This window comes from Actinoplanes sp. NPDC048967, assembly GCF_040649415.1.
Taxonomy (GTDB): Bacteria; Actinomycetota; Actinomycetes; order Mycobacteriales; family Micromonosporaceae; genus Actinoplanes.
The window spans coordinates 165794-180307 of sequence record NZ_JBEZFL010000013.1; the positions used below are offsets into that span (position 1 = coordinate 165794).

12 protein-coding genes are annotated in these 14514 nt (G+C 70.6%); 4 read left to right on the forward strand and 8 right to left on the reverse strand.

Annotated elements, in window-relative coordinates:
* Positions 1-42: 42 nt before the first annotated feature.
* The 5 genes from AB0C12_RS40045 to AB0C12_RS40065 all read right to left on the reverse strand — a co-directional run bounded on the left by AB0C12_RS40045 (position 43) and on the right by AB0C12_RS40065 (position 5249).
* Positions 43-1482, reverse strand: a complete 1440-nt coding sequence (locus AB0C12_RS40045) for a DUF6350 family protein (protein WP_360556003.1) — start codon at positions 1480-1482, stop codon at positions 43-45.
* 311 nt (positions 1483-1793) lie between these two features.
* Positions 1794-2675 carry a succinate--CoA ligase subunit alpha gene (gene sucD / locus AB0C12_RS40050; RefSeq protein WP_360556004.1) on the reverse strand — a complete coding sequence of 294 codons (882 nt, stop codon included), beginning with the start codon at positions 2673-2675 and terminating at the stop codon, positions 1794-1796.
* A 4-nt stretch (positions 2676-2679) separates the two neighbouring features.
* Positions 2680-3858: an ADP-forming succinate--CoA ligase subunit beta gene (sucC, locus tag AB0C12_RS40055; protein WP_360556006.1), complete on the reverse strand. Its 1179-nt coding sequence runs from the start codon at positions 3856-3858 to the stop codon at positions 2680-2682.
* Positions 3859-4054: 196 nt separating this feature from the next.
* The gene (locus AB0C12_RS40060) at positions 4055-4618 is read right to left on the reverse strand and encodes a hypothetical protein (RefSeq protein ID WP_360556007.1); all 564 of its coding nucleotides are present in this window, start codon (positions 4616-4618) and stop codon (positions 4055-4057) included.
* Positions 4619-4844: 226 nt separating this feature from the next.
* The gene (locus AB0C12_RS40065) at positions 4845-5249 is read right to left on the reverse strand and encodes a cobalamin B12-binding domain-containing protein (RefSeq protein ID WP_360556009.1); all 405 of its coding nucleotides are present in this window, start codon (positions 5247-5249) and stop codon (positions 4845-4847) included.
* Between the two features lie 437 nt (positions 5250-5686).
* Here AB0C12_RS40065 and AB0C12_RS40070 point away from each other — a divergent pair, with 437 nt between their 5' ends.
* Both AB0C12_RS40070 and AB0C12_RS40075 read left to right on the forward strand, forming a co-directional pair.
* Positions 5687-6418, forward strand: a complete 732-nt coding sequence (locus AB0C12_RS40070) for a M23 family metallopeptidase (RefSeq protein ID WP_360556010.1) — start codon at positions 5687-5689, stop codon at positions 6416-6418.
* A 161-nt stretch (positions 6419-6579) separates the two neighbouring features.
* Entirely contained in the window at positions 6580-7389 is an 810-nt protein-coding gene (locus AB0C12_RS40075; protein WP_360556011.1) for a peptidoglycan DD-metalloendopeptidase family protein, read from the forward strand.
* A gap of 35 nt (positions 7390-7424) precedes the next feature.
* On the opposite strand, the gene pcrA is transcribed toward AB0C12_RS40075, so the two are convergent.
* Entirely contained in the window at positions 7425-9821 is a 2397-nt protein-coding gene (gene pcrA / locus AB0C12_RS40080; protein WP_360556013.1) for a DNA helicase PcrA, read from the reverse strand.
* 201 nt (positions 9822-10022) lie between these two features.
* On the opposite strand from pcrA, the gene AB0C12_RS40085 reads away from it, so the two are divergent.
* Positions 10023-11885, forward strand: coding sequence for a bifunctional metallophosphatase/5'-nucleotidase (locus AB0C12_RS40085; protein WP_360556014.1), 1863 nt, complete (start codon positions 10023-10025; stop codon positions 11883-11885).
* 229 nt (positions 11886-12114) lie between these two features.
* A complete protein-coding gene (locus AB0C12_RS40090; RefSeq protein WP_203773738.1) occupies positions 12115-12405 on the forward strand; it encodes a chorismate mutase in 291 nt (96 codons plus the stop codon).
* 83 nt (positions 12406-12488) lie between these two features.
* On the opposite strand, the gene AB0C12_RS40095 is transcribed toward AB0C12_RS40090, so the two are convergent.
* Both AB0C12_RS40095 and AB0C12_RS40100 read right to left on the reverse strand, forming a co-directional pair.
* Positions 12489-13511, reverse strand: coding sequence for a dipeptide ABC transporter ATP-binding protein (locus AB0C12_RS40095; RefSeq protein WP_360556016.1), 1023 nt, complete (start codon positions 13509-13511; stop codon positions 12489-12491).
* Complete coding sequence (locus AB0C12_RS40100) at positions 13504-14502, reverse strand: ABC transporter ATP-binding protein (protein WP_360556065.1); 999 nt, start codon at positions 14500-14502, stop codon at positions 13504-13506. Before AB0C12_RS40100 ends, AB0C12_RS40095 begins: the two co-directional genes overlap by 8 nt.
* Positions 14503-14514 lie beyond the last annotated feature (12 nt).

The window sequence follows — 14514 nt, forward strand, 5'->3', positions numbered from 1 at the left end:
TGCGGGCCGGGGCGCGGCAGGCGCATCCCGGCGAAAGCCGGATCAGCTGCGGGCCGGGGCGCGGAACGCGCGGCCCGCGGCCGCGCCGATGCAGGCCGACACCGTGACCACCATCGTCGCGATCAGGGCGACGTGCCACGGGACCGGACCGATCTCGGAGAGCCGGCCGTCGCCCAGCGACCCGCCCGACATCCACGACAGCAGGCCCAGCACCAGACCCGCCACCGGCCCGGACAGCGCCGCCGCGCCGAGGACCAGCGACCAGCTCGGCTCGACCGGCGCCGGGTCGCCCGGGGTACGCCCGTGCACCAGGTGCCCGTCGACCACGTGATGCAGGTTCACCAGCCGCCGGGTCAGCAGCCAGCCGGCCGCCATCGCCGCCAGCACGGGCACCGCCAGCAGCGCCGCGCCGCTCGCGCCCATCGGGCCGTTCGGCAGGCCGGCCAGCAGCGGCACGGTCGGCAGCGGGCCCAGGGTCACTTCAGTCACCCGTACGGCGGAGTCGGCGCCCAACAGGAAACCGGGCCCCAGCAGGTACGCCGCCGACCAGATCACGCCGTTGGCCCCGTACGCCAGGCTGACCAGCGTGATCCCGGCCTGCCCGGCCACCCCGGTCCGGTACGCCGAGATCATGTCGGCCGCCTGTCCCCCGCCGACCGCCACGGACAGGCCCGCGAAGGCCGCCCCGGCCGCCAGCACCAGCAGCGCCGCCACGACGCCCGTGCGCAGGCCGTGGCGCAGCGCCGGTGGGATGCGGCGGGCCGTCACGACCAGCGCGTCGGTGCTGCGCAGTGTGCCGATCAGGGAGAACACCAGTCCGGCGAGGAAGAAGTGGAACGCCGCCCGGCCCGCGGACACCTCGGTGCCCTTGCCGTCGACGAGCACCGCCGCCAGGGCGCCCAGCAGCGCGTACCAGATGCCGATCATGCCGGCGACCAGCAGGGCGACCCGGGGTGAGCCGCTGCGGCGGGCGCCGATGGCGCGGATGACGTGCAGGCCGGCGCGGTTGAGGCGCCAGCCGGCCAGCAGGGTGAGCAGCAGCGGCGCCAGGCCGAGCGGGCCGATCGAGGTGCCGATCGGGACGCCGTGGCCGAGCAGCCAGCCGGCCAGCCCGGCGTGCGCGGCACCGCCCAGGCCACCCTGACCTTCCAGCGTGCGGGCCATGCCGATGACCGCGGCCACCGGCACGTACGACACCAGGGCGGCCCAGCACGTCGCGAAGGCAGCTGCCACCGGCAGCGGGGCGCGCCCCGGGCCGGGCGGCGGGCGGCGCTGGCCGGGGAGCTTGACCGTCTGGTGGTTGCCCCGATCGATCCGCACGGTGGCGCGGTCGCCCGGATCGACCCGGACGGTGGGGCGCTCGGGTGCCGACGGGCGCACCGTGACCGTCTCGCGGGCGGCAAGGTGAACGGCCTCGGCGGCCTCGAACTGGTCCTCCGAGCCGGCGGGTCGACCGTCGCGACGGTCGGGGGTGGTCGGCATCGCGGCCTACTTTTCCACGCCGGACGGCCTGCGGCGACGCAGAAACGGCGACGCGCCGCACATCGACCGCCGGAAAGCCCCACAGCCGAACGCCTGTGCGGACCCCGGGACTGGCAAACCGCCCGAAACAACCGCTCCCCGGGCCGCAATCCCCGCCATAAGGTACGCATCGCGTCCCGTACGCGGGAGGTGGTCCGCCGCCGAGGACGGTTGCCGAGGCCGGGCGCGGCGGAAAGTCGCCGGACACAGCGACGCGCCGCGGTCCGGACGTGAACCGTCCGGGCCGCGGCGCGCCTGTGGCCGTACCAATGTCAGCTCATGACCTCGCGCATGAGCCGCGCGGTCTCGCTCGGGGTCTTGCCGACCTTGACGCCGGCGGCCTCGAGGGCCTCCTTCTTGGCGTCGGCGGTGCCGGCCGAGCCGGAGATGATCGCGCCGGCGTGGCCCATGGTCTTGCCGACCGGAGCGGTGAAGCCGGCGATGTAGCCGACGACCGGCTTGGTCACGTTCGCCTTGATGAACTCGGCCGCGCGCTCCTCGGCGTCGCCGCCGATCTCACCGATCATCACGATCGCGTCGGTCTCCGGGTCCTCCTGGAAGGCCTTGAGCGCGTCGATGTGGGTGGTGCCGATGATCGGGTCGCCGCCGATGCCGACCGCGGTGGAGAAGCCGATGTCGCGCAGCTCGTACATGAGCTGGTAGGTCAGCGTGCCGCTCTTGCTGACCAGGCCGATGCGGCCACCGGGGGTGATGTCGGCCGGGATGATGCCGGCGTTGGAGGCGCCCGGCGAGGCGATGCCGGGGCAGTTCGGGCCGATGATCCGGGTCTTCTGACCCTGGGCGATGTTGTGCGCCCAGAACGCGGCCGAGTCCTGCACCGGCACGCCCTCGGTGATGACGACGGCCAGCGGGATCTCGGCGTCGATCGCCTCGAGCACCGCACCCTTGGTGAACGCCGGCGGCACGAAGATGACCGACACGTCGGCGCCGGTCTCCTTCATCGCCTCGCCGACGGACGCGAAGACCGGCAGCGAGGTGCCGTCGAAGTCCACGGTCGTGCCGGCCTTGCGCGGGTTGACCCCGCCGACCACGTTGGTGCCCGCGGCGAGCATCCGGCGGGTGTGCTTGGAGCCCTCCGCGCCGGTCATGCCCTGGACGATGACCTTGGAGTCCTTGGTGAGCCAGATAGCCATGTCGTCACTTCCCCGCAGCTGCGAGCTCGGCGGCGCGCTCGGCCGCACCGTCCATCGTGTCCACCCGCTGCACCAGCGGGTTGTTCGCCTGGTCCAGGATCGCCCGGCCGGCCTCGGCGTTGTTGCCGTCGAGGCGGACCACGAGCGGCTTGGTGACGGCCTCGCCGCGCTCACCGAGCAGGGCGAGGGCCTGGATGATGCCGTTGGCGACCTCGTCGCAGGCGGTGATGCCGCCGAAGACGTTGACGAAGACCGACTTGACCGCCGGGTCGCCCAGCACGATCTCCAGGCCGTTGGCCATGACCTGGGCGCTGGCGCCGCCGCCGATGTCGAGGAAGTTGGCCGGCTTGACGCCGCCGTGCCCCTCGCCCGCGTACGCGACCACGTCGAGCGTCGACATGACCAGGCCGGCACCGTTGCCGATGATCCCGACCTCGCCGTCGAGCTTGACGTAGTTGAGGTTCTTGGCCTTGGCCGCCTGCTCCAGCGGGTCGACCGCGGACTGGTCGATCAGCGCCTCGTGGTCGGGGTGCCGGAAGCCGGCGTTCTCGTCCAGGGTGATCTTCGCGTCCAGCAGCAGCACCCGGCCGTCGCCGACCTTGGCCAGCGGGTTGACCTCGACCAGCGTCGCGTCCTCGGCCACGAAGGCCTGCCAGAGCTTCACCGCGATGTCGACGATCGGCTCGGCGACCTCGGCCGGGAACTTGGCGGCGGTGACGATCTCGCGCGCCTTGGCCTCGGTGACACCCTCGTTGGCGTCGATCGCGATCTTGGCGACCCGCTCCGGGTCCTCCTCGGCGACCGTCTCGATCTCCATGCCGCCGGCCACGGAGGCGATGCAGAGGAAGGTGCGGTTGGCCCGGTCGAGCAGGTAGGAGAAGTAGTACTCCTCCTTGATGTCCGCGGTCTCCGCGAGCATCACCTTGTGCACGGTGTGGCCCTTGATGTCCATCCCGAGGATGTCCGTCGCGCGAGCCTCGGCCTCGTCCGCGCCGTCGGCGAGCTTGACGCCGCCGGCCTTGCCGCGGCCGCCGACCTTCACCTGCGCCTTGACCACGACCTTGCCGCCGAGTCGCTCGGCGATCGCGCGGGCCTCCTGCGGGGTCTCGGCGACGCCGCCGCCCAGCACGGGCAGCCCGTGCCGTTCGAACAGGTCGCGCCCCTGATACTCGAACAGGTCCACGTGTCTCCTTTCGCTCGCGACGCTTGCCCCGGCAAGCCGCGTACCCGCGTCCCGACCTGATGTCCGCGGCGCGTCGTTGCGTCGCCGCCAGCGTGAGAGAAATGTCGGCCCAGAGGCCTCATTTCGCAGCCTAGCCACCTCACCACCGGGTGCGCCGCCGCGGGTGCACGGTGTGCAAGACCACACAGCCGCCGGGCTAGGTCAGGGGGACGCGGCCGGCCGCGAAGTAGGCGACGGCCTGCAGGATCTCCTGCTCGCTCTTGTCGGCGTAGTTGAGCGTCGCGGTGAAGCCCGTGCCGAACGCGGCCTGGGTGACCATGGAGTCGAAGGCGGTGAACGCGCCCAGCTTCTGCTCGGCCCGGGGGTCGCGGGGAGCCACGCAGAGCATCTTCTCCAGGCTCCAGCGCCGCCGGGAGATCATGCCGATCGCCTCCCAGGGCAGCCAGATGGCCTGGCCCCGGCTCGGCCGGGTCTTGATCCACAGGCCGGCGGGCCCGACCGCGAGCACCGGGCCGCCGCCGGCGAGCAGCCAGATCTGCAGGCCGAACAGGCCGGCGAAGACGACGCTGATCACCAGGAAGAGCGCCAGCAGGGCCGGGCCGTTGTCGGAGCCGATCGCCCCCAGGCCGAGCACGCAGCCGAGGATGGCCATCAGGGCCAGGAGGAAGCCGCCGAAGACCAGCACGCGCTTGCGGACGCTGGGCCGGACGATGAAGGGCTGGTCCTCGGGGATGCGCGGGACCACGGGGTAGGGCTGCACGGTGCGAGAGGCTACGCGGACCGCGCGAAAAAGTCGTCCCAGGTCGCGTAACCCCGGTTCGGGGGCGTCGTTGAGTGTGATGTCGGAGCGCTGAGCGATGACGAGAGCGGCCGATGCCCTGTCGGTCGAGGGGTGGCGGCGGGGCATCGTGCATAGAGAGGCCGGACGTGTGAGGGGTGCGTCCGGCCTCTCCCTTACTTCTTATTGACTCTTTGCGATTGTCTGGTCACGCCACTGGCGTGGCCACATTGGCGCGTACCCATTCGATGATGGATGCGGTCGTCGCGCCCGGCGTGAAGATATGGGCTACGCCCAGCTTCTCCAGCTCGGATATGTCGTCGGCCGGAATGATGCCGCCGCCGAATACCACGATGTCGGCCGCATCACGTTCCGCGAGCAGTTCCAGCACCCGCCGGAACAGCGTCATGTGCGCCCCGGAGAGCACAGACAGCCCGATCGCGTCCGCGTCCTCCTGGATGGCGGTCTCGACGATCTGCTCGGGCGTCTGGTGCAGGCCCGTGTAGACGACCTCCATACCGGCGTCCCGCAGCGCGCGTGCCACTACCTTCGCGCCCCTGTCGTGGCCGTCCAGCCCTGGTTTGGCGACGACGACCCTGATCCGTGCTTGCATCTACGACCCCTTCGGCGCTCACCGGCTGCACTGCCGGCCGAGAAGGAAACTGCCACCTGAACGAACGGTAACCCGGCACGGTTGAACCGAGGAAGCCGCCGCTCCGTACTACCCGCCGGCACCAAGACCATCAGGACACCGCGCGCAAGCACCAATTAACGTATTCCACGTCACATGACTTTGCGTTAGAAGCGCAGTTACGGAGAGCCAACACTCTTTCACCTCAGAATTGCCACCAACTCGGACATTCGCGTCCTAATGCCGACAGCTAACTGTCAGGGAATTGGCGCTGCGACTTGTGACCGGCGTTGCGTTTCGTTACCGTGGCCCACGGCTGTCAACCGGTTAACGCCGGACCGACCGCTCGGCAAACCACCGTTCAGCATCTGTTCCCCGCCCGGTGGCTGCCGCTCTTTGCCACCGACGGAGGGTTGTTCGTGCGTCAGCGCTTGTCGTCTGAGCCCGACCGCTATCGCGGCCGTCGCCGCGTTCCTACCCCTCCGCGCAGCCGCTACGCAGTCGTCGTCACGTCGGCGTTCGTCGGCGCCGGGGTGGTCGCCCTGGGAGCCGCCTCGCAGCTCCCGGACGCCAAGACCATCAACCCCACGGTCCTGCAGAATCTGGAAGCGGCCTCGTCCGCCGACAACACCCTGGCCGAGCGCGCTGCCGAGGGTGAACGCGCCTCCCGTGGCGAGGATCGCGAGAGCAGCGCCAAGATCACCGAGGAGCAGGCCGAGGCCGAGGCCTGGCTGCTCCCCCTGAACGACTACCAGTTCACCTCCGCGTACGGCGTCCGTTTCGGCAAGCTGCACGCCGGCATCGACCTGGCGGCGCCCGAGGGCACCCCGTACATGGCCGTGCACGCCGGTGAGGTGACCTCCGCGGGCTACCAGGGCGGCTACGGGTACGCGATCACCATCAAGCACTCCGACGGCACCGAGATGATCTACGCCCACTCCCGGCGACTGCTGGTGAAGAGCGGCGACAAGGTCAAGGCCGGTCAGGTCATCGGTGAGGTCGGCAACACCGGCTACTCGTACGGCACCCACCTGCACCTCGAGGTGCACGTCAAGGGCGCACCGACCGACCCGATCGTCTTCCTGCGCGAGCACGGCGTCGACATCAAGCTCCGCATCGAGTCGGTGTACGGCGACCTCGCCGCTTCCTGATCCCGCTCCACCCACCGCCGGACCGCTGCTGGTCCGGCGGTTTTCCATGTCCGCAACCGTCCGGCAACCGGGCCGGTTGCACCGGGCCCGCTGCCCTCAAGATCCGCAGGACGGTGCCGACAGGCAGGTGTCGGACACCGAGACCTGGAGGATCACCCCGCGTGCAGCATCGAGCGAACCGGAACGTCCGCGGCCGCCACCGCAGAACGACGCCGCTGCACAGCCACCGCGCTCCGAGCACCCCGGTCACCGAGAAGGGCCGTTACGCCGTGGCTGCCGCTCTGGTGGCCGGCGTGGGGGTCGCAGGTTTGACGACGGCGACCGACGGCGCGTCCTCCTCCCCAGCCACGGCGAAGACCCGCCAGGCCGCCGCGCAGGCGACCCTGGCGCCCAGCGCGTCCGCCCCGGCCCCGACGCCCACGCTCTCGCCGTCCCCCACGGCCACGCCCACCCCGGTCGCCTCATCCCTGTCGGCCACCGCAGCCGGCATCCAGGTCGTGGACGAGGGCGTGCCGTTCGTGCCGCAGGCCCGCAAGGAGAAGCCGCTGCCGCTCTGGGTCAACCCGCTGCCGGAAGGCGCGACCACCTCCTGCTTCGGCCCGCGCTGGGGCCGCCTGCACGCCGGCGTCGACCTGGCCGCCCCGGACGGCACCCCGATCCGGGCCGCGGGCGCGGGCGTCGTCGTGGCCGCCGGACCCGCCGAGGGCTACGGCAACGCCGTGCTGATCGACCACGGCAACGGCTACCTCACCCACTACGGGCACATGTCCGTGATCACCACGACCGTCGGGCAGCAGGTCGCGGCCGGCGACCAGATCGGCAACGAGGGCTCGACCGGGCACTCGACCGGCCCGCACCTGCACTTCGAGGTGCACCAGGGCAGTTACAAGAACCCGATCGAGCCGACCGCCTGGATGCATGAGCACGGCGTCGACATCACCGGCTGCGCCGCCCCGGCGACCCAGCCCTGAATTCCCCGCCGCGCCGCCGGCCCCGGCGCGGGACGCTAGATCTTTTCGATCGGGGCGTGCCGCAGGACCAGCCACATGACCTGGTCGCCGAAGTCGATCTGGGCCCGGGCGCCGGGACCGTGGCCGTCCACGGTCACCACCCGGCCCAGGCCGTACCGCTGGTGGTTGACCCGGTCGCCGGCCGCCACCTTGGGCGCCTGCTTCATCTCGCTCGCGGTGGTCAGCCTGCTCGCGTCCACGCCGAGACGCTGGGCGAGCTGCTGCGCCTTCGGGGTGCCGCCGGAGAAGCCGCCGCCACGCCCCCGGTCACCGCCACCACGGCCGCCGACACCGCCGCCGGTGCCCGACCACGACGTGTACGACCCCGCCGTGCGCTCCCAGCGCACCAGCTCGCCCGGCAGCTCGTCGGTGAAACGTGAGGGCGGGTTGTACTGCGGCTGGCCCCACGCCGACCGGGTCACTGCGCGGGACAGGTAGAGCCGCTGGCGGGCGCGGGTGATGCCGACGTACGCCAGTCGCCGCTCCTCCTCCAGCTCGGTGTTGTCCCCCAGGGCCCGCATGTGCGGGAAGACACCGTCCTCGAGACCGGTGAGGAACACCACCGGGAACTCGAGGCCCTTGGCGGTGTGCAGCGTCATCAGGGTGACCACGCCCTGGTGCTCAGGATCGTCACTGGGGATCTGGTCGGCGTCGGCGACCAGCGCCACCTGCTCGAGGAAACCGGCCAGCGTCGCGGCGGGCGCGTCCTCGTCCTCCGCCGCCTGGGCCTCCACCCGCTCGGTGTACTCCCGGGCGACGCTGACGAGCTCCTGGAGGTTCTCCACCCGGCCCTGGTCCTGCGGGTCGAGGCTCTCCTCCAGCTCGGTCAGCAGGCCGGAACGCTGCAACGCGGCCTCCAGCACCTCCTCCGGCGGCGCGGTCCGGGACATCTCCCGCAGGTCGTCGAGGAGCTGGACGAAGTCGGCGATGCTGTTGGCCGCGCGGGTCGAGATGCCGGGGGCGTCCTTGGCACCGCGCAGGGCCTGGCCGAACGAGATCCGGTCGCGGGTGGACAGTGCCTCCACACACGCCTCGGCCCGGTCGCCGATGCCACGGCGGGGGGTGTTGAGCACGCGGCGGATGCTGACCGTGTCGTCGTCGTTGACCACCGCGCGCAGGTAGGCCAGCGCGTCGCGGACCTCCTTGCGCTCGTAGAAGCGCACCCCGCCGACGACCTTGTACGGCAGGCCGACGCGGATGAACACCTCCTCGAAGACGCGGGACTGTGCGTTGGTGCGGTAGAAGACCGCCACGTCACCCGGGCGGACCTCGTGGTTGTCGGTGAGCCGGTCGATCTCGCGGGCCACCCAGTCGGCCTCGGCGTGCTCGGTGTCGGCGACGTACCCGACGATCTGCTCGCCGGCGCCCTGGTCACTCCAGAGCCGCTTGGGCTTACGGGAGGTGTTGCGGTCGATGACCGCGTTGGCCGCGGACAGGATCGTCTGGGTGGAGCGGTAGTTCTGCTCCAGCAGGATCGTGCGCGCGTTCGGGTAGTCGCGCTCGAACTCCAGGATGTTGCGGATGGTGGCGCCGCGGAACGCGTAGATCGACTGGTCGGCGTCGCCCACCACACACAGCTCGCCCGGCTCGATCTCGCCCTCGGCCGGCCCGACCAACTCCTTGACCAGCATGTACTGGGCGTGGTTGGTGTCCTGGTACTCGTCGACCATCACGTGCCGGAAGCGGCGGCGGTAGGCCTCCGCGACGTGCGGGTGCGACTGCAACAGATGCACGGTCGCCATGATGATGTCGTCGAAGTCGAGGGCGTGCGCCTCCTTGAGGCGGCGCTGATACAGCACGTACGCCTCGGCGACGGCCCGCTCGTTGGGGCCCTTCGCCCGGTCCTTGAACTCCTCCGGCTCGACCAGCTCGTTCTTCAGGTTGGAGACCTGGGCGGCCAGGCCGCGGGCCGTGTAGCGCTTCGGGTCCAGGTCGAGCTCGCGGGCGACGAGCTGCATCAGCCGCCGCGAGTCATCAGCGTCGTAGATGGAGAAGGTGCTCTTCAGCCCGGCGTGCTCGTGCTCGGCCCGCAGGATGCGCACGCAGGCGGAGTGGAAGGTCGACACCCACATCAGCCGGGCCCGGGGACCGACGAGGGCGGCGACCCGCTCCTTCATCTCCCCGGCGGCCTTGTTGGTGAAGGTGATCGCGATGATCTGACCGGGATGCACGTCCCGCGCGGCCAGCAGGTAGGCGATCCGGTGGGTCAGCACCCGGGTCTTGCCCGAACCGGCACCGGCGACGATCAGCAGGGGCGAGCCGGCGTGGGTCACCGCGTCGCGCTGCGGCCCGTTGAGCCCCTCGAGCAGCGTCTCCGGATCCGTCCGCCGGACCGGCTGCCGCCTGGGCGGGGCCTCCTGACCAGGGGTTTTCCCCTCCTGGACAGGCGGCATCGTAAACAGGGGCTGGGAATTTTCCGGAAGGGCTCGCATCGCCGGACAAGTCTATGCCGCACCCCCGACAATCTTTCGAGGCAGTCCACGCCTCCGCGCCGCAACCAACCTGTCATCCCCAGGCCGTAGCGCTGACCAGCGTCGATACAGCAGGCTGTCAGGCGTTGGTTGCTCCGTTACCCGACCGGGAGACCGAATACTATGGACCACCCCCGCCGCCGCGGCTGGGCCGTGCTGCGTCATCTCGCCGCACCGGCCCTCGCTCTGGCCGTCGTCGCCACCCTGCCGACGACGAAGCCCGACGCAGCACCGGCCACCACGCCCGTCGCCCAGTACCTGCCGGGCATGGCCCCGGCCAGCGTGTCCTACGGACCGTCCGGCAAGACGGTCAAAGGCCAGTTCCTCAGCTACAACGACTTCCACGGCGCCATCGACCCGCCCGCCGGCAGCGGCGCGGTCGTCAACGGCACTCCGGCCGGTGGCGTCGAATACCTCGCGACCTACCTGCGCAAGCTGCGCGCCGACGCCGCCGCCGAGGGCCGCAAGACCCTCACTGTCGGCGCCGGCGACCTGATCGGCGCGACGCCCCTGGTCAGCGCCGCCTTCCACGACGAGCCGACGATCGAGCTGATGAACGAGGTCGGCCTGCAGGTCAGCTCGGTGGGCAACCACGAGTTCGACGAGGGCGTCGACGAGCTGATCCGGATGCAGCGCGGTGGCTGTCACCCCAAGGACGGCTGCCAGGACGGCGACGGCTTCGGCGGCGCCGACTTCACCTACCTCGCGGCGAACACCATCAACAAGAAGACCGGCCTGCCGATCCTGCCGCCGATCGACATCAAGTTCATCAACGGCGTGCCGGTCGGCTTCGTCGGGCTCACCCTGGAGGGCACCGCCGGCATCGTGAACCCGGCCGGCATCCAGAACGTGCGCTTCGCCAACGAGGTCGAGACCGCCAACAAGTGGGGTCACCTGCTCAAGCTGTTCGGCGTCAAGGCACAGGTGCTGCTCGTGCACCAGGGCGGCCAGCAGAACGTCTCCGAGCAGGTCCCGGTCCCCGGCGTCTCGGACTGCAACGCCTTCTCCGGACCCATCGTGCCGATCGTCGCGGGTCTCAACCCCGAGTTCCGCCTGGTGGTCTCCGGCCACACCCACCGCTTCTACACCTGCACGCTGCCGAACTCCGCCGGCACCTCGGTGGTGACCAGCGCCGGCACCAACGGCCAGCTGATCACCGACATCGACTACGCGATCGACCGGCGCACCGGCCGGTTCGCCGACATCACCGCCAAGAACGTGGTGGTGGAGAACGGCGTCTCCGACGGCAAGGGCGGCTGGCTCAAGGACGCCGCCGGCGTCTTCCTGAAGAACCCGGCCACGGTCGACCCCGGCGCCAAGAAGGTCGCGGACAAGTACCGCACCGCGGTCGCTCCGATCGCCAACCGGGTCGTCGGCACCATCACCGGCGACATCACCCGTACGGCGGGCGCCAACGGCGAGTCGGCGCTCGGTGACGTGATCGCGGACGCCCAGCTGGCCTGGACGAGGACCAGCGCCAACGCGCAGATCGCGCTGATGAACCCGGGCGGTATCCGGGCCGACTTCGACGCCGAGGCGTCGGCCGGCGGGGAGGCCACCGGCCAGGTGACCTATGGCGAGGCGTCCACCGTCCAGCCGTTCAACAACCTGGTGGTCACCCAGACCCTCACCGGCGCGCAGCTCAAGAACGTGCTGGAGCAGCAGTTCGTCGGCTTCGGCGGGCAGACCACCCAGCGCATCCTGCAGGTGTCGGCGGGCTTCACCTACTCATGGGACAGCACCGCCCCGGCGGGCTCGAAGGTCAGCGCACTGGCCCTCAACGGCACCCCGATCGACCCGGCCGCCAACTACCAGGTCACCACGAACGACTTCCTGGCCAACGGCGGCGACGGCTTCACCAACCTGACGCTGGGCACGGGCCGCACCACGGCACCGGGCTTCGACGTCGACGCCCTGATCGGCTATCTCGGCGCGGGCACCCCGATCGCGCCGGGCCCGGCCGACCGGATCACCAAGATCGGCTGATCGGGCCGCGTCCCACGGTTCGGGCCGTTTCCTTGCGGAGCGGCCCGAGCCGGGTACATACTCGCTTCGTGATCCAGCAGGCGCGATTTTTTTACTACGGACCCGGAGCTCCGGCGACCGTAGGACGCGTCTGAACGACAGACCTACATCAAGCCCCGGGCTCCCGAGCCCGGGGCTTGATGCTGCCCGGGCCGGGCCGACCGGGACGTCAGCACCCGAGGAGCACGACATGAGCGCAGACCTGATGGACCAGCAGACCGGCGCCGGCGCCGAACCCGCCGCGGAGGAGATCAAGGCGATCCGCGAGCGGATCGACGAGATCGACCAGGCGCTGATCGACCTGTGGCTGGAACGTTCCCGCCTGTCCCAGCACGTCGGCCGCACCCGGATGGCATCGGGCGGCACGCGGCTGGTCCTGTCCCGCGAGCGGGAGATCGTCGAGCGCTTCCGCGAGGCGCTCGGCCCGGACGGCACCCAGGTGGCGTTGCTGCTGCTGCGGGCCGGCCGCGGACCGCTCTGACGCAGCGGGCGTGCCCCCACAACGAAACGCGCCGCCGTAGCCCTCGGCAGAGGACCACGGCGGCGCGGATCAGCTGAGCCGGGTCAGAGCGTCCCGGCCTCGTGGGTCGCCACGATCTCGCGCTCCTCGGCGAAGTGGCAGGCACTCGGGTGATCCGTGCCCGGCCGCTGCACCAGCTCCGGAACCTGCTCGGCACAGATGTCCTGCGCCTTCCAGCACCGGGTGCGGAACCGGCATCCCGACGGCGGATTCGCCGGGCTCGGCACGTCGCCGGTGAGCCGGATGATCGCCTTCTTGCTACGGCTGTTCGGGTCCGGCACCGGCACTGCCGACAGCAGAGCCTGCGTGTACGGGTGCGTCGGCCGCTCGTAGATCTCGTCCTCGGTGCCGATCTCGACGATCTTGCCGAGGTACATCACCGCGACGCGGTCGGACAGGTGCCGCACCACCGACAGGTCGTGGGCGATGAAGATGTACGCCAGGCCCAGCTCCTTCTGGAGGCTGTCCAGCAGGTTCATCACCTGGGCCTGGATCGACACGTCCAGCGCGCTGACCGGCTCGTCGCAGACGATGATCTCCGGCCGCAGGGCGAGCGCCCGGGCGATGCCGATGCGCTGGCGCTGACCACCGGAGAACTGGTGCGGGTAGCGGTTGATGTGCTCGGGGTTGAGCCCGACCACCTCCAGCAGCTCCTGCACCTTCTTGCGACGACTGCCCTTGGGCGCGACGTCGGTGTGGATCTCGAACGGCTCCCCGATCAGGTCGCCGACCGTCATCCGGGGGTTGAGCGAGGTGTACGGGTCCTGCATGACGAGCTGGATCTGCCGCCGCAGCTTGCGCATCTCGCCGCCGCGCATGGTGAACATGTCGCGACCGCGGTACTCGACCGAGCCTCCGGTGGGCCGTTCCAGGTTCATCAGCATCCGGGCCAGCGTCGACTTGCCGCAGCCCGACTCGCCCACGATGCCCAGCGTCTCGCCCTGCTTGAGGCTGAACGAGACGCCGTCCACGGCCTTGACCTGGCCGATGGTCTTGCGGAAGACCACACCCCGGGTGACCGGGTAGTGCTTGACGACGTTCTTGGCCTCGAGAATGGTCTCACTCACCGCGCAGAACCTCCTCGGCGAAGTGGCAGGCGCTGCCTCGCGCCGGTCCCACCACACGCAGCGGGGGCACCTTCTCGACGCAGACAGGCTGTGCCTTGGGGCAGCGGGGGTGGAACGGACAACCCGGCGGGATCCGCATGAGGTTCGGCGGCAGCCCCTTGATGGTGCGGAGCTCCTGGCCCTTCTCGTCGATCCGGGGGATCGAGTTGAGCAGACCCACGGTGTACGGGTGCGCCGGCCGCGCGTACAGGTCGTGCACGTTGGCTTCCTCGACGATGCGGCCGGCGTACATGACCGCGATGCGGTCGGCCACGTCAGCCACGACGCCCAGGTCGTGGGTGATCAGGATGAGCCCCATCTGCCGCTCACGCTGCAGGTCGGCCAGCAGGTCCATGATCTGGGCCTGCACGGTCACGTCCAGCGCGGTGGTCGGCTCGTCGGCGATGAGCACCTCGGGGTCGAGGGCCAGCGACATCGCGATCATGACGCGCTGCCGCATGCCACCGGAGAACTGGTGCGGGAACTCGGTGACCCGCTGCTTGGCGTTGGGGATCTTGACCTGGTCGAGCAACTCGATCGCCCGCTTCTTGGCATCGGCGCGGCTCATCCCCTTGCGGATGCGGAACTGCTCGCCGATCTGGAAGCCCACGGTGAAGACCGGGTTGAGAGCCGACAGCGCGTCCTGGAACACCATGGCGATGCCATGACCGCGGATCTTGCGCCGGCCTTCCTCGGACATGCTCAGCATGTCCTTGCCGTGGAAGCGGATCTGACCGCCGGAGACGTGCCCCGGAGGCTGGTCCAGGATGCCCATGATGGTCTGGGCGGTCACGCTCTTGCCGGAACCCGACTCGCCCAGCACGGCCAGCGTCTCGCCGGCGTCGACGTGGAACGAGACGCCGTTGATGGCCTTGGCGACGCCCTCGCGGGTGCGGAACTCGACGTGCAGATCCTCGACCTCGAGGAGCCGGCCGCTGGGACGGCCGGTCATCGAGAACTCGGG

Excerpts from the sequence above, each read along its gene's own strand:
- AB0C12_RS40065 (WP_360556009.1), bottom strand. The coding sequence starts at position 5,249 with ATGCAAGCACGGATCAGGGTCGTCGTCGCCAAACCAGGGCTGGACGGC.
- pcrA (WP_360556013.1), bottom strand. The coding sequence starts at position 9,821 with ATGCCGCCTGTCCAGGAGGGGAAAACCCCTGGTCAGGAGGCCCCGCCC.
- sucD (WP_360556004.1), bottom strand. The coding sequence starts at position 2,675 with ATGGCTATCTGGCTCACCAAGGACTCCAAGGTCATCGTCCAGGGCATG.
- AB0C12_RS40085 (WP_360556014.1), top strand. The coding sequence starts at position 10,023 with ATGGACCACCCCCGCCGCCGCGGCTGGGCCGTGCTGCGTCATCTCGCC.
- AB0C12_RS40045 (WP_360556003.1), bottom strand. The coding sequence starts at position 1,482 with ATGCCGACCACCCCCGACCGTCGCGACGGTCGACCCGCCGGCTCGGAG.
- AB0C12_RS40090 (WP_203773738.1), top strand. The coding sequence starts at position 12,115 with ATGAGCGCAGACCTGATGGACCAGCAGACCGGCGCCGGCGCCGAACCC.
- AB0C12_RS40100 (WP_360556065.1), bottom strand. The coding sequence starts at position 14,502 with ATGACCGGCCGTCCCAGCGGCCGGCTCCTCGAGGTCGAGGATCTGCAC.